Consider the following 22,106-nt stretch of genomic DNA (forward strand, 5'->3'; position numbering starts at 1 on the left):
ACGGAACCGCCGGCGCCGCCGGCCTGAAGACGGGCGCCACGGCCCGCCCCGCCCGGGACCCGGGCGGGGCGGGCCCCGCGCGTCAGCGCCCTTCGGCGGCGGAGAAGACGAAGGTGAACGCCGCCGGGCGCGCCGCCAGTTCGTACTGCGGCAGCACGCCGGGACCGCAGGACGCCGAGCCGATGCCGTGGCGGGCGTGGTCGAGCGTCACGTGCACCCGGTCGCCCGGCACCAGGTCGGTGCGGTGCGTCGCGGCGTCCAGCTCCGCGGTGGTCCAGCGCCTGGCCGTGAGCGCGAACTCCGGCTCGCCCTCGACCCGCAGCCCCGTACCGGCCCCGGCGCCCGTCAGCTCCGCCCAGCGCACCCGGGCCCGCGCGCCGTTCTCCTGCGGGCGTACGTACGGCGTCTGCAACTCGTCGACGCTCGCCGTCCAGCGCCCCAGCAGCGCCGCCGTGCCCGTGTCCGGGTACGCCTCGCCGGGCCCGCCGCCGTACCAGCGCACCGCGCCGTACGCGGCGGGCAGCGCGAAGCGGATCCCCAGCCGCGGCAGCGGCATCCGCCAGTCGCCCTCCGGCGTCACCGACACGGTCAGCGCCACCCGGTCCCCGTCCGCGGTCCAGCGGAACGCGGCGGCGAGGCCCAGGTCGGTGGCCGCGGGCGCCACCCGGGTACGGACCGTCAGCCCGCCGTCCGCGGCCTCCACCGCGTCCGTCCGGTGCCGCACCCGGTGCAGCCCCGCCTTGCGCCAGCGGCGCGCCAGTTCGGTCTCGGGCAGCCAGTCGGCGCCGAGGTCGTTGTCGGTCGGCGCCCGCCACACCTCCAGCCGCAGTCCCTCCACGGGCACCCCGGCCAGGGTCCGCGGCTCGCCCGTCCGCGCGTCGAACACCGCCGGGCCGAGCCGGATCAGCGCGTCGTCGCGTACGGGCGCCGCCCCGGCCGGCCGCGCGAGCGGCGGGCGCGGCGCGGCGGACCACTGCCCGCGCGCCACGACGTGCCCGGCCGGCGCCCACGCGGTGTCCGCGGCGAGCCGCGCGGTGACGGTCCACTGCGCCTCGCCCGCGGGCGGGGCGCCGGGCGCGGGCAGGTCGACCTTCGCGCTCTCGCCCGGCGCCAGCGGCGGCACCGCCGCCGGTCCGCTCTCCGTCTCGGCGCCGTCCACGGCGTACGACCAGGAGAACGCGAGGTGGCCGAGGCCGGCGAAGTCGTGCAGGTTGGTGACCACGGCCTGTCCCGGCGAGTCCCCGGGCCCGATGCGCACGGGCTGGATGACGTGGCCGAACTCGGTGAGCCCCGGCGACGGCGTGCGGTCGGGGAAGACCAGGCCGTCGCAGACGAAGGCGCCGTCGTGCAGCTCCTCGCCGAAGTCGCCGCCGTAGGCGAAGCCCAGCTCGGGGTGGGCGATGCCGTGGTCGATCCACTCCCAGACGAAGCCGCCCTGGCAGCGTTCGTACGTCTCGAACAGCGGCTGGTAGTCCGCCAGTCCGCCGGGACCGTTGCCCATGGCGTGCGCGTACTCGCAGAGCACGAACGGCTGTGCCCTGCGGCGCGCGTCCAGCGCCGGGTCCTCAAGGGGGTCCTCGGTGCGCTCGCCGATGCGGCGGACCTCGTCGTGGTCGGCGTACATCCGCGAGTAGACGTCGGTGTCGCGGCTGGTCGGATCGCCCTCGTAGTGCAGGAGCCGGCCGGGGTCGCGGCCGCGGATCCAGTCGGCCATGGCGGTCAGTCCCGCGCCCGAGCCGCACTCGTTGCCCAGGGACCACATGATGACCGAGGGGTGGTTCTTGTCCCGCTCGACCATGCGCGCGGCGCGGTCCAGCAGCGCCGGGGTCCAGCGCTCGTCGGCGACGGGGTTGCCGCGCCAGCCGAGGGCACCGAAGCCGTGCGTCTCCAGGTCGCACTCGTCGATCACCCACAGCCCCAGCTCGTCGCAGAGGTCGAGGAACGCGGGGTGCGGCGGGTAGTGGCTGGTGCGTACGGCGTTGACGTTGTGCCGCTTCATCAGCAGCACGTCCGCGCGCATCGTCGCCTCGTCGACGGCGCGGCCGTGCTCGGGGTGGAACTCGTGCCGGTTCACGCCGCGCAGCAGGATGCGGCGGCCGTTCACCCTGAGCACGCCGTCCTCGACGGTGACGGTGCGGAAGCCCACCCGCAGCGGGATCCGCTCGCCCGCGGTGGCCAGCTCGGCCGCGTACAGCCGCGGCACCTCCGCGGTCCACGGCTCGGCCGGGAGCGTGACGGACTCGCCGGTGGCGATGTCGACGCCCAGCTCCGGCAGGGTGACCCGGCCGCCGGGCGCGCAGTCCACGCGCAGGGTGCCGGTGCCGGTCACGTGGTCGTACGAGGCGTGCACGAAGAAGTCGCGGACGGCGCCCGCGGGCCGGTGCAGCAGCGTGACGTCGCGGAAGATGCCGGGGAGCCACCACTGGTCCTGGTCCTCCAGGTACGAGCCGGCCGACCACTGGTGGACGCGGACGGCCAGCACGTTGCCCGCGGGGCGCAGCAGTGCGCCGACGGCGAACTCGTGCGGCAGCCGGGAGCCCTTGAACTCGCCCAGCTCCGTGCCGTTGAGCCAGACCCGTGCGTGCGAGTCCACCCCGTCGAAGCGCAGCACCGCCTCGTCCGCGGGCAGCGGGGCGGCGGGCCAGCCGCCGGGCAGGTCGAAGGTGCGCAGGTGGTCGCCGGTCGGGTTCTCGGCCGGCACCCGCGGCGGGTCGACCGGGAAGGGGTAGGGGGTGTTGGTGTACGCGGGCGTGCCGTGCCGGCCGCCGCCCTGGAGCACCCAGTGCCCGGGGACGGTGATCTCGTCCCAGCCGGAGGTGTCGTGGCCGGGTTCCGCGAAGGATGTGTCGTGGGTGGTGGCGGTGGGGGAGAGCCGGAAGCGCCAGGCCCCGTTCAGCGGCAGCCGGGCGGCGTCGGAGCTGGCGTACCACGCGCGCGGCGGCAGGGTGCCGGTGCCGGGTGCGGGGTCTTCGTGGGCGGGGAGAGCCGGATCGTGCATGAGATCCATCTGATCCCGCCGGGGGGCGCGGCACAACAGACGCCGCGCCGCGATCCATTGGACTTTTCGGACACCGGTTGGACTTCCGTGCCGCCCCGGCCGCTCGCCGTGGGGGACGAGCGGCCGGGGCGCGTCGGTCAGCGGCCCTGGAGCGACTTGACGTTGTCGCCGAAGGACCAGCCGCGCGCGCCGTCCCAGTTGATCGACCAGGTCATCAGGCCCTTGAGGGCGCCGCCGAAGTGGCTCCATGCCTGCGACACCAGCCCCGGCGTCATGTGGCCGCCGCCGGCGCCGGGCTGGGCGGGCAGGCCCGGGGCCTGCTTGTCGTACGGGACGCGGATGGTGGTGCCCTGCACGACGAGGCCGCGGTTCAGGCACTCGGTCTGGGCGACGAAGCCCTGGACGGTGCCCGCCTGGTACGAGTCGCCGGAGCAGCCGTACATGCTGCCGTTGTAGTACTGCATGTTGAGCCACCACAGCCGGCCGTTGTCGGCGTACTTCTTGATGATCGGCAGGTACGCGCCCCAGATCGAGCCGTAGACCACGCTGCCGCCGGTGACGTACGCCGTCTCGGGGGCCATGGTCAGGCCGAAGCCGGGGGGCATCTGGGCGAGCACGCCGTCGATGATGCGGATGAGGTTGGCCTGCGAGGGGGAGAGCTGGTTGATGTTGCCGCTGCCGACGAGGCCGGTCTCGATGTCGATGTCGATGCCGTCGAAGTTGTAGCGCTTGAGGATCGGCACCAGGGTCGCGATCACCCGGTCGGCGACGGCGCTGGAGCTGAGGTCGATGCCGGCCGCGGCGCCGCCGAGCGACATGAGGATGGTGGCGCCGCCCGCCTTGGCCGCGCACATCTCGGCAGGCGTGGCGACCTTCACCGTGCTGTCCATGCCGTCCTCCCACTTGACGGTGCCGTCCGAGAGGATGACGGGGAAGGCGGCGTTGATGACGTTGTAGCCGTGGGTGCGGAGATCGGGGTTGGTGATCGGCGTCCAGCCGAACGGCGGGTGGACGCCGTTGGCGGCGCCGTCCCAGTTCTCCCAGTAGCCCTGGAGGACCTTGCCCGCGGGCCTGGGTTTGGTGGGACAGGTCTCGGCGGCCGTGGGCGCCGCCGCCGTCGTTCCTGCCGCCGCCCCGGCCGGTTCCGGCGGGGTCGCCGCCGCGGCGGGGAGCTGGGCGGCGAGCACCAGCGTGAGGCCGATGCCGAAGAGACGCAGCGTCCGGCTGATCGCAGACTGCATGACACGCTCGCCTTCTGGGCTGTGGGGTTGCCAGGAGAGGTACGTGTTGCGCTGCGGCACAAGGTAAGTTGGTCCAGACCTTTCGTCAAGAGGTCTGGACCAAAGGTCGCGGGGCGGGCCGCGCGGAAGCTGTTCGTGCCGCGTTCACCCGCGAGTTCGCGGCGTTGCCTAGCGTGCCGCCCATGCCCACCACGTACGAAACGGGAGTCCCCGCAGCCCCGGACCTCCCCGAAGTCCCCGCCGCCGCGGCCGGACCGGCCGCCTGCGCCGGGCCCCGGACCGCGCCGTCCCGCCGCCGGGTGCTGCGCGGGCTCACCGCGACGGCCGGTGCCGCCGGCCTCGCCGTGCTCGGCGCCGGTCCCGCGCCGGCCGCGGGCAGTGGCCCCGGGCGCCCCGGGCGCCCGTTGCGGGTGCTCGTGGCGACGAACGAGCCGTGGGGCACGTACCACGTCAAGCCGCTCCTCGCGGAGGCCGGGCGGCGCGGCGTACGCCTCACCCAACTCGTCCCCGACACCTCGGGAGTCCAGCCCGGCGACCCCGTGCCCGTCGCCACGCCGCAGGCCGCGCCGCGCGCCGATCTGCTGGTCGTCACCGGCGCCGGTGACTGGCCGCTGGAGTGCCTCGCGCGCTTCCCGCGGCTGCCGGTGGCGGCCGGCTCACTGGCCTACCTCGGGCCCCAGCAGGCCCCGGGCGCCCGGCTGCTGCGGCCCCGGCTGCGCGCCGTCACCTCCTCCTCGCCGGCCGAGGCGCGCGCGTTCGGCGGCTACCTGGGCGTGCGGCGCCGGATCCGGGTGGTCGGTTCGCCGCAGACCGACACGCTGCCGGACCACCGTCCCGAGCCCGGCCTCGTGCTCGTTCTCACCAGCGTCACGCACCCCGACGGCACCGGCGGCGCCGCGCCCGGCACCGAACTGCTGCTCGCGGCGGCCGGGAAGCTGCGGGCCGCGGGCAAGCGGATCCTCGTCGGCCTGCACCCGCGCGAGGACCCCAAGCTGTGGGACGCGTACGAGATCAGCGACGTGCCGTCGCTCCAGGCGGCGGCGCGGGCGGAGGCGGCGGTCGGCATCCCGGGCACCGTCTTCCCGCTGGTCGCGGCGGTCGGCGTGCCGCTTGTCGGTGTGACGGGCGCCGGGCTGACGGTGCCGGACTACCTGCTGGCGGTGTGCTCCTCGACCATCGACGATCCGGCGGAGGCGGTGCCGGCCGTCGCCTCCGCGCGGCTGCCCGCACCGGACGTCCTCGCCGACGCCGTCGGCCCGATCGGCGGGTCCGCCGCCCGGCTGCTGGAGGTCTGGCGCCACACCGCCCACCCGGGCCACCCGCACGACGGCCGCTGACGCCGGCTTCGCGTACGGCCGGTGCGCCGGCCGCGCGGGTCCACCGCCGGGCCCCCGCGTCCGCCGCTGTCCCTGTCGGAGGGCACCCCGCGTGCCGCGGCACGTTCCCATCCCGTAGCCTCTGTGGCCCCGAGCCCGCGGCGCCCGCCGCGGCGCAGGAACCTGCCCGGCGGTCCCGACCACCCGCCGGGGCGCCGGGAGGTGGGCCCATGACCGTCGCCGACGCCGACGAGGCCGCGCCCGTGTCCGGTGCGGGGCCCGTGCTCTCCCTCGGTGCCGTCGAGAAGCGCTTCCCCGACGGCACCCGCGCGCTCGACCCCGTCGACCTCGACGTCGGCGCCGGCGAGTTCGTCTCCCTCGTGGGCCCCTCCGGCTGCGGCAAGACCACCCTGCTGCGCATCGCCGCGGGCCTCGTCGAGCCCACCGCCGGCGCCGTGGCCGCGCGCGCCGACCGCCTCGGCTACGTCTTCCAGGACCCGACGCTGCTGCCCTGGCGCTCGGTGCGCACGAACGTCGAGCTCTTCGGCGAACTGCGCGGCGTTCCGCGGGCCGAGCGGCGCAAGCGCGCCGACGCCGCGCTGGAACTGGTCGGCCTCACCGACTTCGCCGGCCACCGGCCCCGCGCGCTGTCGGGCGGCATGCGCATGCGCGTCTCCCTGGCCCGCTCCCTCACCCTGCGCCCGGAACTGTTCCTGCTCGACGAGCCGTTCGGCACCCTGGACGAGATCACCCGCGAGCGGCTGGACGACGACCTGCTGCGGCTCTTCGCCGCCGAGCGGTTCGCGGCCGTCTTCGTCACCCACTCCGTGCTGGAGGCGGTCTACCTCTCCACCAGGGTCCTGGTGATGTCCCCCCGGCCCGGGCGCGTCTGCGGCGAGTTCACCGTCCCGTTCGGCTACCCGCGGACCGAGAGCCTGCGCTACGACCCCGAGCTGAACCGCATCGCGGCCGAGGTGTCCGCCTGCATGCGCGCCTCCGCCCGCTGAGCACCGTACGAAGCACCGACCGGCCCCCCGACCCCCCTCCGGAGGAACCCGCGATGCACCTCAAGCGTCACCTGCGCTCCTTAGCCCTGCCGCTCGTCGCCGGCGTGCTGCTGACCACGGCCGCCTGCGGAGACGACGGGGACGGCGGGGCCGGCGGCAAGGAGTCACCCGCGAAGAGCGGCGCGGGTTCCCTGGCCGGCGTGTGCCCCGAGACCGTGACCGTGCAGACGTCGTGGCTGCCGAACGCCACCGCCTTCGGCCCGCTGTACGCGCTCCTCGGCGAAGACCCCGAGGTGGACGCCGACCGCAAACGGGCCACCGCGCCGCTGGTCGCGGACGGCAGGGACACCGGCATCTCGCTCGAACTGCGTGCAGGCGGCCCGGCGATCGGCTTCGCCGCCACCTCCGCCCAGATGTACACGGACGAGGACATCGACCTCGGTGTGGTCGGCGGCTTCGACGAGATCGTCCAGCTCTCCGCCACCCAGCCCACCACCGCGGTGCTGGCGCTGCTGGAGAAGGACCCGACGATGATCTACTGGGACCCGGAGACGTACCCGGAGTTCGAGACCATCGAGGACGTCGGCAAGTCGGACACCACGGTCCTGTACTCCGGCGGCGACACGTACATGGAGTATCTGACCGGCGCCGGGATCCTCAAGAAGGACCAGGTGGACGGCTCCTTCGACGGCTCGCCCGCGCGCTTCGTGGCCTCCGGCGGCAAGCTCGCCTCCTCCGGGTACGCGGCCGAGGACCCGTACATGTTCGAGAACGAGATCGACGACTGGATGAAGCCCATCAAGGGCCAGCTCGTCTACGAGGCCGGCTACCCGATCTACGGGCCCTCCCTCGTCGTCCGCCCCGAGGCGAAGGCCGAACTGGCGCCCTGCCTGGAGAAGCTGATCCCGGTCGTCCAGCAGTCGCAGGTCGACTACCTCCGCGACCCGGACGCGGCCATCGCCACCATCGTGGACATCGCCGGGCAGTACAAGGGCGGCGACGTGCTCACCGAGGGCATCGCGCAGTACGGGATCGGCGAGATGAAGAGGCTCGGCATCGCCTCGGACCACGCCGAGGGCGAGGACACCACCGTCGGGAACTTCGAGACCGCGCGGGTCCGGGAGATCATCGACATCGTCGAGCCGATCTTCGCCGAGCAGAAGAAGCCCGTGAAGGACGGCCTGAAGCCCGCGGACGTCGTCACCAACGAGTTCCTCGACCCCGCGATCGGACACGGCGGATGACCGGCCGCCCGACCGCCGGGACCGCGCACCGCGGGCCGCGGCGGCGCGGTGGAGTACGCTGCCCTCCCGGCCCGCAGCGCGCCGCGGGGCGGCACGGCCACGGCCGTACGCGGCCGACGCGGAGAGGAACATGAGCGACAACGGCATAGCCGGCGGGCCCCACGGCACGTCGCCCCTGCCCGACCCCACGGCCCCCACGCCTCCCGCACGTACGACTACCACCTCGGCGGCAGCGACAACCTCGGCCCGGACCGCGCGCTGGTGGACGAGGTCGAGGCCACCTTCATGCCGGACGTGAAGATGCGCGTCCGCGCCCAGCGGCTCTTCCTGGAACGGGCCGTGCGCTACCTGGTCGGGGAGGCCGGCATCCGCCAGATCCTCGACATCGGCTGCGGCCTGCCGCAGCGGCGCATGCCCAACGTGCACGAGATCGCGCACGGCATCGCCCCCGACACCCGGATCGTCTACGTCGACTACAACCCCGTCGCTGTGGCGCACATGCAGGCCCTGCATGCCGACGGGATCCTCACCGTCGCCTTCGCGGGCGACGTCCGGCGGCCCGAGCTGATCCTCACCCACCCGGACACCCGTGCCGTCCTGGATCTCGACCGGCCCGTGGCCGTGCTCATGGTCGGGCTGCTGCACTTCCTGCCCGACGAGGACGACCCGGCGGACCTGGTGGCGCGGGTCCGCCGCGGGGTGGTCCCGGGCAGCTACCTCGCCGTGTCCCAGATATCCGCCGAACTCGACTCCCGGGTGAGCCGGCTCACCAAGGCGTGGGCGTGCGGTGCGACGCCGATGGTGGAGCGCAGCCGCGCCGAGCTGGAGCGGATCATCGACGGCTGGGAGCCGGTCGACCCCGGCGTGGTGGTCGCGCACCGCTGGCGCCCCCGGCCCCCGGACCGTACCGAGGGAAACGCCTACGCGCTGGTGGCGGTCAAGCCATGAACCTGCGCCCGTTGCTCCGGAGGCTGCCCGCCGTGCTGGTGGCCGGTGCCGCCGTGGGGGTGTGGTACCTGATCAGCATGGTGGTGCTGGCCGAGGACCGGCGCTTCCTCTTCCCGCCGCCGCACGACGTGGTGCGCGTGGGATTCCTCGACGGCGACAACCGCGCCGAACTCCTCGACGCCCTGCTGCTGTCCGCGCAGGTCGCCTCGCTCGGGCTGCTCATCTCGGCGGCCGGGGCGATCGCGATGGCGATCCTGATGAGCCAGGCCAGGTGGCTGGAACGTTCCCTCTTCCCGTACTTCGTCGTGCTGCAGGTGACGCCGATCCTCGCGCTGGTCCCGCTCTTCGGCTTCTGGTGGGGCTACGGGTTCTCCACCCGGGTGCTCGTCTGCGTCATCATCGCCTTCTTCCCCATCCTCACCAGCACGCTCTTCGGTATCCGCTCCGCCGACTCCTCGTACCACGACCTCTTCAGGCTCCAGAACGCCGGCCGGCTGACCCGGCTCTGGAAGCTCCAACTGCCCGCCGCGCTGCCGCACATCTTCACCGGGCTGCGGATCGCCGCCGGGATGTCCGTGGTCGGCGCCATCGTCGGCGACTTCTTCTTCCGCCAGGGGCAGCCCGGCATCGGGGTGCTCATCGACCTGTACCAGTCGCGGCTGCAGTCCGAGCAGTTGCTCGCGGCGGTGCTGGTCTCCTCGCTCTTCGGCGTGCTGGTCTTCTGGTTCTTCGGCCGGCTCGCCCGGATCGTCGTCGGCGGCTGGCACGAGTCCGCGGACGAACCGGGCGCGAAGGGCTGATCCCCTCCGTACGCCGCCCGCTCGGGGCAACGGGTCCCTACGTCCGATCCGGTAGGCGAAAACCGGACGAAGGTTCGGGAAAGAGGCCCCGGGCGGGTATGATTCCGCGCTGGCGACGGGATGGTGAACCGACCGGCGGGGGAGGGGAGATGGCGGGGTCAGTACCGGTGGCCGGCGGGCGCCGGCTGCCCGGGGGCGGCGCGGACCCCGGCCGGGGCGGGCCCACGATCCGGCGGATCGTCCTCGGCTCCCGGCTGCGCAGGCTGCGCGTCAGGCGTGGCGTCGGACTCGACGCGGCGGCGCAGGCGATCCGGGCCTCGGTGCCCAAGATGAGCCGGCTCGAACGCGGCCAGGGCGGCTGCAAGGAGCGCGACATCGCGGACCTGCTCACGCTCTACGCGGTCACCGACATCCGGGAGCGCGAAACGTACCTCGCGCTGGCCCGCGGCGCCAACACCCCCGGCTGGTGGCAGCAGTACGGCGATCTGACGCCGCGCTGGCTGGAAACGTACCTCGGGCTCGAAGAGGGCGCGACGCTCATCCGCGGCTACCAGTCGCACCGCGTACCGGACCTGCTCCAGACCCCCGCCTACGCCGCCGCGCTCGCGCGGCTGACGTACCCCGACGACAGTGCCGGGGCCGTGGCCCGCCGCGTCGACCTGCTGGAGCGCCGTCAGCAGCTCCTCGCCAGGGCCGACCCGCCGCGCTGCTGGCAGCTCATCGACGAGGGCGCGCTGCGCCGCAGCGTGGGCGGCCCCGCGGTGATGCGCGAGCAGATACGCCATCTGATCCGGCTGCACAGCGCGGAGTTCCCGGAGATCGCGGTGCACGTCGTGCCGCTGCGGACCTCCGCGGCGACGGTGCTGGCCGGCTCGGTGACGCTGCTGCGCTTCGCCGAGGCGGACCTGCCGGACATCGCGTACCTGGAACAGCTCACCGGCGCGCTCTACCTCGACGACGCCGACGACGTCGAGCGGCACCGGCTGGCCGTCGACCGGCTGGCGGCGCCGGCCACGGAGCTGACGAACACCGACACCTTCCTGCGGCAGCTCCTGCACACCACCTGACGGGCCCCGCCCGCACCTTCCCCTCTCAGCCCCCGGACCACACGGTCCGAGGGCCTTCCGCCTGTTCCCGTACGGCAGTTCGGGAATTCGATCACCGTGCGCCACCGTGCTCCGAGCGCTGGGTGATGGCTGGATGAAATTTCATTTGTAAGTGCATCCGCAAGCACAGACGCAAGTACAGTACGCAAAAGATCAGTGGGAAGGAGCAGCCATGCAGGTCGAGAACGGTGTGCCCGCGGGCCGGCTGGGGAACGTCGAGTGGCGCAAGAGCCACTACAGCAACCCCAACGGCGAGTGCGTGGAGCTGGCCGGGCTCTCCGGCGGGGAGGTCGCGGTCCGCAACTCCCGGGACCCGCAGGGCCCCGCACTGGTCTACGGGCCCGCGGGGCTGGCCGCGTTCCTGCGGGCCGCCAAGGAAGGGGACTTCGACGACCTCGTCACCGGCCGCGGCACCGCCGGCGCCTGACCGGAACGCCAGGGAGGTGCGCGGCTACGGCACGGACTCGCCCGCCAGCGCCGCGACCCGGGCCGCGCTGTCGCAGCCGGAGGCACGCAGCCGCCCGCGTGCCACGGCGTACGCACGGCCCAGGACGGCGCGCTCCTGCGCGGAGGCGCCGCGGCGCAGCGCGTTGAGGTGGACGCTTTCCCCGGCGGCGATGTGCCCGGCGGCGACCGTGCCCAGCCGGTCCAGCGCGGCGTCGAACTCCGGCCCTGCGGGCTCCTCCAGGCGCAGCAGCGCCAGCAGGGCGCGGGCGAGCGCCGCCGGCCCGTGGCCGGCGTCGTCGGGGCAGAGCGCGTACGCCGTCGAGCCGGCCCCGGAGCGCGCCGCGGCCCGGCCCGCCTCCACGTGCGCCACCAGCAGCCCCGCCAGCTCGCGCAGCACCGTGCGCCGGTCCGCCTCCTCGCTGCGCACCGCGCTGAGCAGGTGCTCCACCCTGCGGTGGTCGGCCAGCACCAGGTCGACCACGTCGGCCCCGGACGGCGGCGGGCTCTGTGCGGGACGGGTCCAGCCGAACGTCAGGCCCACCGCGTGGCGCCAGTTGGCGTACTCCGCGGACCTGGTGCTCTCCGGCATCCGCGGCAGCCACTCCGCCGCCCGGTGCCAGTTGCGCCGCAGCCCCTCCAGGTCCGGCCAGTAGCCGACCGCGAGCCCCGCCGCGTACGCCGCGCCCAGCGAGACCGTCTCCGCCATCATCGGCCGGACGACGGGCACGTCCAGGACGTCGGCGACGAACTGCATGAGCAGGTTGTCCGCCGTCATGCCGCCGTCGACGCGCAGGCCGGAGAGCGCCAGACCCGAGTCGGCGTTCATCGCGTCCACCACCTCCCGCGTCTGCCAGCCCGTCGCCTCCAGCACCGCCCGCGCCAGATGCCCCCTGGTGATGTACGAGGTGAGCCCGGCGATCACGCCCCGCGCCTCGCTGTGCCAGTGCGGCGCGAAGAGCCCCGAGAACGCCGGCACGATGTAGCAGCCGCCGTTGTCGTCGACGGTCTGCGCCAGCGTCTCGATCTCCGGCGCGCTGCCGATCAGCCCCAGCCCGTCGCGGAACCACTGCACCAGCGACCCCGTCACCGCGATCGAGCCCTCCAGCGCGTACACCGCCGGCTCGTCCCCGATCTTGAAGCCGACGGTCGTCAGCAGCCCGTGCCGGGAGGCCGCCGGCGTCTCGCCGGTGTTGAGGAGGAGGAAACTGCCCGTGCCGTACGTGCACTTGGCCTCGCCGGGAGCGAAGCAGGTCTGGCCGAAGAGCGCCGCCTGCTGGTCGCCGAGCGCCGCGGCGATGCGGATGCCGGGGACGACGGTGGTGGTCGTGCCGTACGTCTGCGTGGAGGAGCGGATCTCCGGCAGCATCGCCCGCGGCACGCCGAAGAAGTCCAGCAACTCGTCGTCCCACGACAAGGTGCGCAGGTTCATCAGCATCGTGCGGCTGGCGTTGGTGACGTCGGTGATGTGCAGCCCGCCCGCGGGCCCGCCGGTCAGGTTCCAGATCAGCCAGCTCTCCATCGTGCCGAAGAGCACGTCACCGCGCTCCGCCCGCTCCCGGAGGCCGGGGGTGGAGTCCAGCAGCCAGCGGATCCGCGGCGCGGAGAAGTACGTGGCCAGCGGCAGCCCGCAGAGCGCGCGCACCCGGTCCGCGCGCGGGTCCCGGGCGAGCCGCTCGGCCAGCTCGTCGGTGCGGGTGTCCTGCCAGACGACGGCGCGGGCGGCCGGGCGGCCGGTGTGCCGGTCCCACAGCACCGTCGTCTCCCGCTGGTTGGCGATGCCCAGCGCGACGACCTGGCCGGCGTCGGCGCCCGCCTCCGCCAGGGTCCGCGGCATGATCCGGCGCAGGTTCCGCCAGATCTCCACGGCGTCGTGCTCGACCCAGCCGGGCCGCGGGAAGTGCTGCTTGTGCTCGCGCTGCACCACGGAGACCAGCCGGCCCTGGGCGTCGAAGAGGATGCACCGGGTGGACGTCGTGCCCTGGTCCACCGACATCACGTACCGCTGCACCATGCCGCCCCCGCTCCGTACCGGCTGCCCCGCCCGGACAGCCCGTCTCGTCTCCTCGGTCCCGCGCGGCCGTCACCGGCGGGAGGCGCCCAGGTCGCGCGAGACCGACCTGGCCGTGCCGAGCACCAGCCCCACCAGGTCCTCGCGCAGCGCGCCGGAGCGCTCGCAGAGCCGCTCGGCCGGCCCCGAGATGCCGAGCGCGCCGACGACGAGACCGCCGGGGCCGCGCAGCGGCGCCGCGATCCCCGCCTCCTCCAGGCGCCGTTCGCCGTGCTCGCCGGCCCAGCCCGCCTCGCGCACCCGCCGCAGCTCCGCCAGGATCGCCGCGGGCGCGGTGAGCGTCCTGGGTGTGTACGCGGCCGGGGGGCCGCCGCCCACCGCCGCCGGGGCGTGCACGTCGTACGCGAGCAGCACCTTGCCCAGCGCGGTCGCGTGCGCCGGCAGCGTCGCGGCCACGTCGAGGGTCTGCTGCGGGTCGCCGGGCCGGAAGACGTGGTGGACGACGAGGACCCGGCCGTCCGCCGGGACGCCGATGCGCACCGCCTCACGGCTTCTCGCGGCCAGCCCGTCGGCCCAGTTCAGGGCGCGGGAGCGGAGCTCGTTGGCGTCGACGTGGCCGGAGCGGAGGTCGCGGAGCGTGTCGCCGATCCGGTACTTGCCGGTGTCCCGGTCCTGCTCGACGAAGCCCACCTGCTGCAGCGTCCGCAGCAGCCCGTGCACCGTGCCCTTCGCCAGGCCCAGCGACCCGGCCAGCTCGCTCACTCCGAGGCGGCCGGAACCGCGCGCCAGCAAGTGCAGTATCGCCGCCGCGCGTTCAACCGACTGAACCGGACCTGGCACGCGCCGACCATAAGCCTCCGTGCCCCGCCGGTGAAAGCGGGGTGCAGCAGATTCGTTCGACAATGTCGGCAGGGCGTCGTTGACGGCGGGATTCCGCGCTGGTCATGTACTCACCACGGGCCGGGGTGCCGGCGCAGCGGCACGGTCCCGGCGACCGATGCGACGTTTCGGAGCAGGAGCAGACCGTGACCGACGATTTCAGCGCCCCCTCCCCGCAGCGCCCCGGCCCGTTCGTTGCGGCTATCGATCAGGGGACGACTTCGAGCCGGTGCATCGTGTTCGACACCGATGGCCGGATCGTGTCGGTGGACCAGAAGGAACACGAGCAGATCTTCCCCAGGCCCGGCTGGGTCGAGCACAACGCCACCGAGATCTGGCGCAACGTCCAGCAAGTCGTCGACGGCGCCGTCGCCAAAGCCGGCATCACCCGCGCCGACGTCAAAGCCATCGGCATCACCAACCAGCGCGAAACCACCCTGCTCTGGGACAAGAACACCGGCGAACCCGTCGCCAACGCCATCGTCTGGCAAGACACCCGCACCGCCGAACTCTGCCGCCAACTCGGCGGCACCCAAGGCCAAGACCGCTTCCGCGCCGCCACCGGCCTGCCCCTGGCCTCCTACTTCGCCGGCCCCAAAATCCGCTGGCTCCTCGACAACACCCCCGGCCTCCTCGCCCGCGCCGAAGCCGGCGACATCCTCTTCGGCACCATGGACTCCTGGGTCATCTGGAACCTCACCGGAGGCCCCGGCCGCGGCGTCCACGTCACCGACGTCACCAACGCCTCCCGCACCATGCTCATGAACCTCGAAACCCTCGACTGGGACCCCGGCATCTGCGAAGCCATGGGCGTCCCCCAAGCAGTCCTCCCCAGATCCGCTCCTCCGCCGAGGTCTACGGCCACGCCACCTCCGGCACCCTCACCGGCACCCCCGTCGCCTCCGCACTCGGCGACCAGCAAGCCGCACTCTTCGGACAGACCTGCTTCGCCCAGGGCGAAGCCAAATCCACCTACGGCACCGGCACCTTCCTCCTCATGAACACCGCCGGCGAGCCCGTCCACTCCGAAAACGGCCTCATCACCACCGTCGGCTACCGCATCGGCAACCAGAGCGCCGTCTACGCCCTGGAAGGCTCCATCGCCATCACCGGCGCCCTGGTCCAATGGATGCGCGACCAGATGGGCATCATCTCCACCGCCGCCGAAATCGAAACCCTCGCCCTGAGCGTCGAAGACAACGGCGGCGCCTACTTCGTCCCCGCCTTCTCGGGCCTGTTCGCCCCCTACTGGCGCGACGACGCCCGCGGCGTCATCGCCGGCCTCACCCGCTACGTCACCAAAGCACACCTCGCCCGCGCCGTCCTGGAAGCCACCGCCTGGCAGACCCGCGAAATCGTCGACGCCATGACCAAAGACTCCGGCGTCGAACTCACCTCCCTCAAAGTCGACGGCGGCATGACCGCCAACAACCTCCTCATGCAAACCCTCGCCGACGTCCTCGACGCCCCCGTCGTACGCCCCCTCGTCGCCGAAACCACCTGCCTGGGCGCCGCCTACGCCGCAGGACTCGCCGTCGGCTACTGGCCCGACACCGACACCCTGCGCGCCAACTGGCGCCGCGCCGCCGAATGGACCCCCCGCATGGACGAAACCACCCGCGAACGCGAATACAAGGACTGGCTCAAAGCAGTCCAGCGCACCATGGGCTGGACGGAGGACACCCAGGGTCCGGGCCTGCGGTGACCTCGGCGCCGTGCCGGAGCGCCGCGCACCGGGGGCAGGGCGTGCGCGGCGCGTAACATCGGTCCACGGCGGCGCCCCACGTCCTCGCGTCGACCACGGTTCGCGAGACGAGAGAGACCGAGCATGCCGCAGCCGGACGCCGCCCCGCCCGATGACCGGACGACGGACGCCGGTCCGACCACCTCGGCCCGCTGGACGTTCATCCGCACCGAGAGCGGCAGCGCCACCTTCCTCGTCGCCGCCGCCGTCATCGCCCTCGTCTGGGCGAACGCCGCACCCGGCAGCTACGCGGACTTCTGGCACACCCACTTGTCCGTCGAACTGGGCGACCGCAGTCTCGGCATGGACCTGCGCGAGTGGGTCAACACCGGGTTGATGACGCTGTTCTTCCTGGTCGTGGGGTTGGAGGCGCGGCGCGAGTTCGACATGGGGGAGTTGCGGGAACGGCACCGGATGACGCTGCCGTTCGTCGCAGGCGTCGCCGGGATGCTCGTACCGGTGCTCATCTACCTGAGCATCAACGCCGGCGACTCCTCCGCCTCCGGCTGGGGTGTCGCGATGTCCACCGACACCGCCTTCGCCCTCGGCGTGCTGGCCCTCCTCGGCAAGCGGTTCCCGCGGCGGCTGTACACCTTCGTCCTGACCATCACCGTCGTCGACGACTTCGTCGCCCTGGCCGTCATCGCCTTCGTGTACAGCAGCTCCGTGACCTGGCCCGCGCTGCTCGCCGGCGTGGTGTTCTTCGCGGTGATCCTGGTTCTGCGCACCGCCGGCAGCAGGCGTGGCCCCGTCTACGCGCTGCTCGGCGTCGCGATGTGGGTCGCCTTCGTGGAGTCCGGCATCGACCCGGTCGTCGTCGGGCTGCTCATCGGGCTCGCCACGTACGCCTATCCCGCGCCGCGCAGCGAGCTGGAGCGGGCCAGCGGGCTGTTCCGCTCGTTCCGGGAGCAGCCCACCTCGGAGCTGGAGCGGGAGGCGCGGCAGGGCATCGCCTCGGCGATCTCCCCGAACGAGCGGCTGCAGCGGATCTACCACCCGTGGAGCAGCTATCTGATCGTGCCGCTGTTCGCCCTGGCCAACACAGGTATCCAGCTCGACGGCGGGCTGCTGTCACGCGCGTTCACCTCGCCCGTGACGCTGGGCATCCTGGCGGCGTACGGGCTCGGCAAGCCGATCGGCATCGTCGGTGCCACCGTGCTGACGGCGTGGCTGAGCCGCGGCCGGACGCGCCCGCCGGTCGGCTGGGCGGCGGTCGCCGGCGGAGGCACGATCGCCGGCGTCGGGTTCACGGTCGCGCTGCTGATCGCCACGAAGGCGTTCCACGGCGAGCAGCTCGCCCAGGCGAAGATAGGGATCCTCACCGCCGTCGTCTGCTCGGGTGTCGTGACCGCGCTCGTCGCCTTCGCCACCGCCCGGCTGCCGAAGCCGCGGCGCATCCGCGCGCTCCTGGGCACCACGCCCGTCGTCGTGGACCTCGCGGTGCCCGTCGACCACGAGCGCGACCACATCCGCGGCCCGCTGGAGTCGCCCGTCACGGTCGTCGAGTACGGCGACTTCGAGTGCCCGTACTGCGGCAGGGCCGAGCCCGTCGTACGCGAACTCCTCGCCGACTTCGGCGACATCCGCTACGTCTGGCGGCATCTGCCGCTCACCGACGTGCACCCGCGCGCCCAGCTTGCCGCCGAGGCCGCGGAGGCGGCGGCCGAGCAGGATGCGTTCTGGCCCATGCACGACCGGCTGCTCGCCGCACAGGACCGGCTGACGCCGCGGGACCTGCTGGAGCACGCGGCGGACCTGGGGCTGGACGTCGAGCGGTTCCGCCGGTCGCTGCAGGCCGGCAGCGGCGCGGTTCGCGTCACGGCGGACACGGAGTCCGCGGACCTCAGCGGGGTCGCGGGCACGCCGACGTTCTTCGTCAACGGGCGCCGCCACCACGGCGCGTACGACATCGCCGGTCTCTCGGCCGCGGTACGGGCGGCGCGGGCGCGGGCGATGCTGGCGGAGGAGGACGCGGCGGAAGAGCGGTGACCGCCGGGCGCTGAGCGCCGCGGCGACCGGCCGGTGCGCGGCGCCGCGCCCCGCCGGTGCGCGGGGCACGGCGCGGGCGGGGCGCGGGAGTGGGGGACCGGAGGCGGCGGGCGTCAGGTTCCGCCGCCCCCGGAGACTGCGGTGAGCAGCGCCAGCGGCGTGGCAGCCGCCCACGCCTGCGGGGAGCAGGCGTGGGGATACGGTACGGGTGCCGGGTGGTCGCTGCGTGCGTAACCGGCCAGCACCTCCGGCAGCCGCCAGCCGTGCGCCTCCGCGGTGGCCAGCAGCCCCCGGGTCAGCGTGCGGACCTCGCCGCCGAGTCCGTAGCGGGCGAGGCCGAGGGCGATGACGGCGTTGTCATGCGGCCAGCAGCTCCCGCGATGGTACGACAGCGGGTGGTACGGCCGTTGACCGGCCGCCAGCGTGCGCACGGCCCAGCCGGAGAAGAAGTCGCCGGCGAGCAGCCGCCGCCCGGTGCGCTCCCCGCGCTCCCGGTCCAGGATCCCGGACCACAGCAGGTGGCCGGCGTCCGAGGCGAGCGCGTCCACCTGCCGCCCGCGGCCGTCGAGCGCCAGCGCCGGGAAGTCCTGCGCGGGCAGCCAGAAGTCGCGGTGGAAGCGGTCGCGCAGCCCGGCGGCGAGGGCGTCGAGGCGGTCGGCGTACGGGGCGTCGCCCCAGACGTCGCGGGCGAGCCGCGCGGTGCGGACGAGGGCGTCGTACGCGTAGCCCTGCGCCTCCGCGACGGCGACGGGCCCCTCGGCCTGGGTGCCGTCCGCGAAGCAGATCGCGCCCGCGGAATCCTTCCAGTTCTGGTTCACCAGGCCGCCGGGATCGGGCCTGTAGACCAGCCAGCCCCGCTCGGCCAGCCCGCCGTCGCCCAGCATCCACTCCACGGCGGCCCGCGCCTGCGGCTCCAGCCGCGCGGCGAGCGCGGTGTCCTGCGCGGCCTCGGCGTACGCCTGGAGCAGGACGAGGAAGAGGGGGGTGACGTCCACGGAGCCGTAGTAACGCCCGTACGGCACCTGCCGGAAGGCGGCCAGCTCCCCGTGGCGCACCTCGTGCGCGATGCGGCCCGGTTGTTCCGCGGAGAAGGCGTCGTACCGGGTGCCCTGGGTGGCGGCGAGCGCGAGGAGGGTGTCGCGGGCGAGGGCGGGGCGGTAGGGCAGCGCGAAGAGGGAGGTCAGCACCGAGTCGCGGCCGAAGAGCGTGAGGAACCACGGAATCCCCGCGCCCGGCACCCGGAGCGCTTCGCCGCGGGGCCCGGCGGCGGGCACGCGCAGCAGCGCGAGGTCGGCGAGCCCGTGCGCGCAGGCGGTCCGGAGCGCGGCGCGCTCGGCGGGGGAGAGGAGGGCGGCGTCCGCTGCCGCCGGCGGGCGGGTGAACGCCTCGATCCCGGCGCGGAGTTCGGCGGCGGCCCGTGCCGGGGTCGCGGCGTCCGCGACAGGGGGCGCGCCGTGCGGGCGGGCTTCGACGCGTAGCGCCAGTTCCGCGGCGCCGTGCGGCGGGAGGGTCAGCGTCCACCCGAGCCGCCGGGCGGTGCCGGCGCCGCGCCCGGGACGGTCCTCCGGCGTCACCTCGTCCGGCGGCGGGTCGCACCTCACCGTCGTACGGGACAGCCACCCCTCGCCGCGGCGGTACGTGAACTCCACGCCGTCCGGCCGCTCCCCGGCCTCCCGGGCAGCCTCCGGCGGGCGGGCGTACGCGCGGCCGTCGGACCGCAGCTCGAACTGGTCCGCGAAGTCCGCGTCCGCCAGCAGCTCCAGCCGGGCCGTCACCCGGTCCGGGCTGTTGCTGACCAGGCGGAGGCGTTCCAGCAGGAGACCCGAGGCGACGGCCTGTTCGCGGAAGACCGTGTACGGGGCCGGGGCGTCGCGGACGGCCGGCGGGGTGAGGACGCTCGTGGCCGGGAGGGAGCCGTCGCGGGCCGGGGTGAGGACCGCCGGTTCCGCGCCGTCGACCGTCAGCAACCAGCGGCTCAGGTGCCGGGCGTCGTGGCGGAAGAGACCGTCCGGTGACGTACCGCGGCGGCCCGTGACGCCGCCGCCGCGGGTGAGCGCCGCGAACGTACCGTCCCGCGCGAGCAGGACCCGTCCGTCGCTCATCGTCCGCCCGCCCCCGGCCACTCCCGGCCGGACGACGCCAGGTCGAGCGCCAGCGCCGCCGTCCAGCTGAAGCCCCGCGCGCCCCGGCCCGCGCCCGTCAGCGGGTCCACGTACTCCGCGAACCCCGACGCCGCCGCCCCGGTGAGCACCGCGCGCCGCAGCGCGTCCGCCGTCGCGGCGGCGCCGTGCCCGCGCAGGCCGCGCTCCAGCAGCCAGGCGGTGTTGAACCACGCCGGGCCGCGCCAGTACCGGGTGCGGTCGAACGCCCCGCCCTCCAGGTCGTACGACGCGACCAGCGGCAGTTCCCCGAGGCGGAAGTGCGGGCCCGCCAGGGTGTCCCGCAGCGTCCGCGCCACCGCGGGCGGCAGTCCCGGGGCGAGCAGCGGGGTGAGCCCGGCGACGCTGTACTGCCCGATGGCCCGGTCGGCCCGCAGGTCTCGGCTGCGGAAGATGCCCGCGTCCGGGTCCCACAGCCGGGCGACCAGCGCCTCCGTCAGCCGTGCGGCCCGCTCCCGGTGGCCGCCCGGGTCGGCGCCCAGTTCCGCCGCGATCTCCGCCATCGCCTCCTCGGAGGCGATCAGCAGCGCGTTCACGCACGGGTCCTCGACGGCGAAGCCGTGCCGCACCCCCGCATCCGCGTAGCCCGCGTCGCGGTAGTCGGCGGCGAGCCGCACGTACCGCCCGTAGTCGAGGTCGGTCGGCCGGTCCGCCGGATCGCCGTGGTCGAGGTCCGCGCGGCGGAACGACGCCGCCGGGGCCGGCTCGATCCGGGCCAGCGGACCGTCCCAGCAGGGGCTGTTGTCCATCCCGGACTCCCAGGGGTGGACGATCGCGGCCAGACCGGCGCCGCCCAGGTCGCGGTCCTCGGCGAGGTAGCGGTGCCAGGCGAGCAGCCGCGGATACACGCGCGCCAGGAAGCCGCGGCGCGCCGAGGCCGCCGGGTCCGCCCGGTGCACCAGCAGCGCGGCGAGCGCGTGCACCGGGGGCTGCACGATGCCGGAGGTCTGGGTGCGCGCCGGGGCCCCGGCCCGGGCCCCCGCGCCCGGACCGGCGACCCCGCCCCCGCCGCCGGCGGGGGAGCCCGCCGAGCGCCAGAAGTCCGGGCCGGGGAAGTACGCGGCGTGCGGCACGGCCGGGTTGAAGACGATGTGCGGGATGCGGCCGTCGCCCCACTGGGCGCCCAGCAGCATCTCCAGCTCCCGCTGCGCCCGCCGCGGCGACAGGTGCCGCAGCCCGATCGCGACGAACGCCGAGTCCCAGCTCCACTGGTGCGGATAGAGCGTGCGCGACGGCACGGTGGAGGTCCCCGTCCAGTTGCCCAGCAGCACCGCCGCCGCGGCCCGCCACGGGTCGTCCGCGCGTACGGGCCCGGACGATGCGGCGTCCGTCCCGTCGCCGGGCGCCGCCGTCAGCGCCGTCGCGCCCCGCCCCTCCGCGGGCGCCGCCGTCATGCGCCGGCCCTGCGGAGGAACCCGGGCACGGCGGCGACGGCCGCCGCCGGGTCGCCGGTCAGCCGGCATTCGGCGGCGAGCCAGCCGGTGTAGCCGGCGGCACGGAGCGCGCCGAGCCAGGCGGGCCAGTCGAGATGGCCGGCGCCCGGCTGGAAGCGGTTGGAGTCGGAGACCTGCGCGTGCCCGATCCAGGGCGCGTTGTCGAGGATCGCGGCGGCGGGGTCGGCCTCCTCGATGTTCATGTGGTAGCTGTCGATGCCGATCCGCACGCTGTCCAGACCGGCGGCGCGGATGAGTTCCGTGGCCTGTGCCAGCCGGTTGACCATGTGGTCCTCGTAGCGGTTCAGCGGCTCCAGGAAGAGCGTGACGCCCTCGCGGCGCGCGTGCTCGCCCAGTTCGGCCAGCCCGTCGAGGAGCACGGCGCGATCGCCCGCCTCGTCGCGCGGCGGGGTGAAGGGCGGCAGCCGGCGGGAGAACATCCCGTACGACGCGGGGGTCTGCGCGCCGACGCCGCCGATCTCGGCGATCACCGAGAGCTGCGACTTCATCTGCGCCACCGCGTCGCGGCGCCGCCCGGCGTCGAAGTCGCCGAAGAAGTGCAGCATCTCGACGCAGACGGTGGGCATGACGACGCCGTCGGCGAGCGCGCGCTTCAGCTCGGGCAGCCGGGCGGCGAAGCGCAGGTCGCCCTGGGCGCGCAGCTCGATGCCGTCGTAGCCGGCGGCCTGCGCGAACTCCCACTTCTGCTGGAGGGTGTCGCCGGGCAGCAGTTGTTCCTGGGCCGCGAGGGAGAACATGGCGGGGCGGTCGGCCTTTCTGCCGGGGG

15 protein-coding genes and 1 pseudogene are annotated in these 22,106 nt (G+C 74.4%); 9 read left to right on the forward strand and 7 right to left on the reverse strand.

Annotated features, from left to right (window positions below; translation table 11 throughout):
• Positions 1 to 82 precede the first annotated feature (82 nt).
• Together DMB38_RS33225 and DMB38_RS33230 are read right to left on the reverse strand one after the other, a co-directional pair.
• Positions 83 to 3,007 carry a glycoside hydrolase family 2 TIM barrel-domain containing protein gene (locus DMB38_RS33225; protein ID WP_125938288.1) on the reverse strand — a complete coding sequence of 975 codons (2,925 nt, stop codon included), beginning with the start codon at positions 3,005 to 3,007 and terminating at the stop codon, positions 83 to 85.
• Between the two features lie 128 nt (positions 3,008 to 3,135).
• Positions 3,136 to 4,239, reverse strand: coding sequence for a chitinase (locus DMB38_RS33230; protein WP_125938289.1), 1,104 nt, complete (start codon positions 4,237 to 4,239; stop codon positions 3,136 to 3,138).
• Between the two features lie 182 nt (positions 4,240 to 4,421).
• On the opposite strand from DMB38_RS33230, the gene DMB38_RS33235 reads away from it, so the two are divergent.
• The 7 genes from DMB38_RS33235 (at position 4,422) to DMB38_RS33265 (ending at position 11,087) form a co-directional block, all read left to right on the forward strand.
• Positions 4,422 to 5,576: a hypothetical protein gene (locus DMB38_RS33235; RefSeq protein WP_125938290.1), complete on the forward strand. Its 1,155-nt coding sequence runs from the start codon at positions 4,422 to 4,424 to the stop codon at positions 5,574 to 5,576.
• Positions 5,577 to 5,785: 209 nt separating this feature from the next.
• The gene (locus DMB38_RS33240) at positions 5,786 to 6,562 is read left to right on the forward strand and encodes an ABC transporter ATP-binding protein (protein WP_125938291.1); all 777 of its coding nucleotides are present in this window, start codon (positions 5,786 to 5,788) and stop codon (positions 6,560 to 6,562) included.
• A 53-nt stretch (positions 6,563 to 6,615) separates the two neighbouring features.
• Positions 6,616 to 7,806: a hypothetical protein gene (locus tag DMB38_RS33245; protein ID WP_125938292.1), complete on the forward strand. Its 1,191-nt coding sequence runs from the start codon at positions 6,616 to 6,618 to the stop codon at positions 7,804 to 7,806.
• A 48-nt stretch (positions 7,807 to 7,854) separates the two neighbouring features.
• Positions 7,855 to 8,754 (forward strand): SAM-dependent methyltransferase, encoded by a 900-nt coding sequence (locus DMB38_RS33250; RefSeq protein WP_240662608.1) that lies wholly within the window; start codon positions 7,855 to 7,857, stop codon positions 8,752 to 8,754.
• Positions 8,755 to 8,765: 11 nt separating this feature from the next.
• Positions 8,766 to 9,554: an ABC transporter permease gene (locus tag DMB38_RS33255; protein WP_240662609.1), complete on the forward strand. Its 789-nt coding sequence runs from the start codon at positions 8,766 to 8,768 to the stop codon at positions 9,552 to 9,554.
• Between the two features lie 167 nt (positions 9,555 to 9,721).
• On the forward strand, positions 9,722 to 10,621 hold the full coding sequence (locus DMB38_RS33260) for a DUF5753 domain-containing protein (protein WP_125939439.1): 900 nt from the start codon (positions 9,722 to 9,724) through the stop codon (positions 10,619 to 10,621).
• Between the two features lie 211 nt (positions 10,622 to 10,832).
• Entirely contained in the window at positions 10,833 to 11,087 is a 255-nt protein-coding gene (locus tag DMB38_RS33265; RefSeq protein ID WP_125938294.1) for a DUF397 domain-containing protein, read from the forward strand.
• 24 nt (positions 11,088 to 11,111) lie between these two features.
• On the opposite strand, the gene glpK (DMB38_RS33270) is transcribed toward DMB38_RS33265, so the two are convergent.
• Positions 11,112 to 13,118 carry a glycerol kinase GlpK gene (glpK, locus tag DMB38_RS33270; protein WP_125938295.1) on the reverse strand — a complete coding sequence of 669 codons (2,007 nt, stop codon included), beginning with the start codon at positions 13,116 to 13,118 and terminating at the stop codon, positions 11,112 to 11,114.
• A 69-nt stretch (positions 13,119 to 13,187) separates the two neighbouring features.
• A complete protein-coding gene (locus DMB38_RS33275) occupies positions 13,188 to 13,955 on the reverse strand; it encodes an IclR family transcriptional regulator (protein ID WP_125938296.1) in 768 nt (255 codons plus the stop codon).
• A gap of 275 nt (positions 13,956 to 14,230) precedes the next feature.
• Here DMB38_RS33275 and glpK (DMB38_RS33280) point away from each other — a divergent pair.
• Positions 14,231 to 15,699, forward strand: a pseudogene (gene glpK / locus DMB38_RS33280) (glycerol kinase GlpK).
• A gap of 123 nt (positions 15,700 to 15,822) precedes the next feature.
• Complete coding sequence (nhaA, locus tag DMB38_RS33285; protein ID WP_125938297.1) at positions 15,823 to 17,727, forward strand: Na+/H+ antiporter NhaA; 1,905 nt, start codon at positions 15,823 to 15,825, stop codon at positions 17,725 to 17,727.
• Positions 17,728 to 17,840: 113 nt separating this feature from the next.
• On the opposite strand, the gene DMB38_RS33290 is transcribed toward nhaA, so the two are convergent.
• The 3 genes from DMB38_RS33290 to DMB38_RS33300 are packed head-to-tail and all read right to left on the reverse strand — an operon-like array spanning position 17,841 to position 22,077.
• Positions 17,841 to 19,829: a glycogen debranching N-terminal domain-containing protein gene (locus DMB38_RS33290; RefSeq protein WP_125938298.1), complete on the reverse strand. Its 1,989-nt coding sequence runs from the start codon at positions 19,827 to 19,829 to the stop codon at positions 17,841 to 17,843.
• Positions 19,826 to 21,280, reverse strand: a complete 1,455-nt coding sequence (locus DMB38_RS33295; protein WP_125938299.1) for a hypothetical protein — start codon at positions 21,278 to 21,280, stop codon at positions 19,826 to 19,828. Before DMB38_RS33295 ends, DMB38_RS33290 begins: the two co-directional genes overlap by 4 nt.
• Positions 21,277 to 22,077 carry a sugar phosphate isomerase/epimerase family protein gene (locus tag DMB38_RS33300; protein ID WP_125938300.1) on the reverse strand — a complete coding sequence of 267 codons (801 nt, stop codon included), beginning with the start codon at positions 22,075 to 22,077 and terminating at the stop codon, positions 21,277 to 21,279. The genes DMB38_RS33295 and DMB38_RS33300 overlap by 4 nt, the downstream gene beginning before the upstream one ends.
• Positions 22,078 to 22,106 lie beyond the last annotated feature (29 nt).

Source organism: Streptomyces sp. WAC 06738 (genome assembly GCF_003945505.1).
GTDB lineage: Bacteria > Actinomycetota > Actinomycetes > Streptomycetales > Streptomycetaceae > Streptomyces.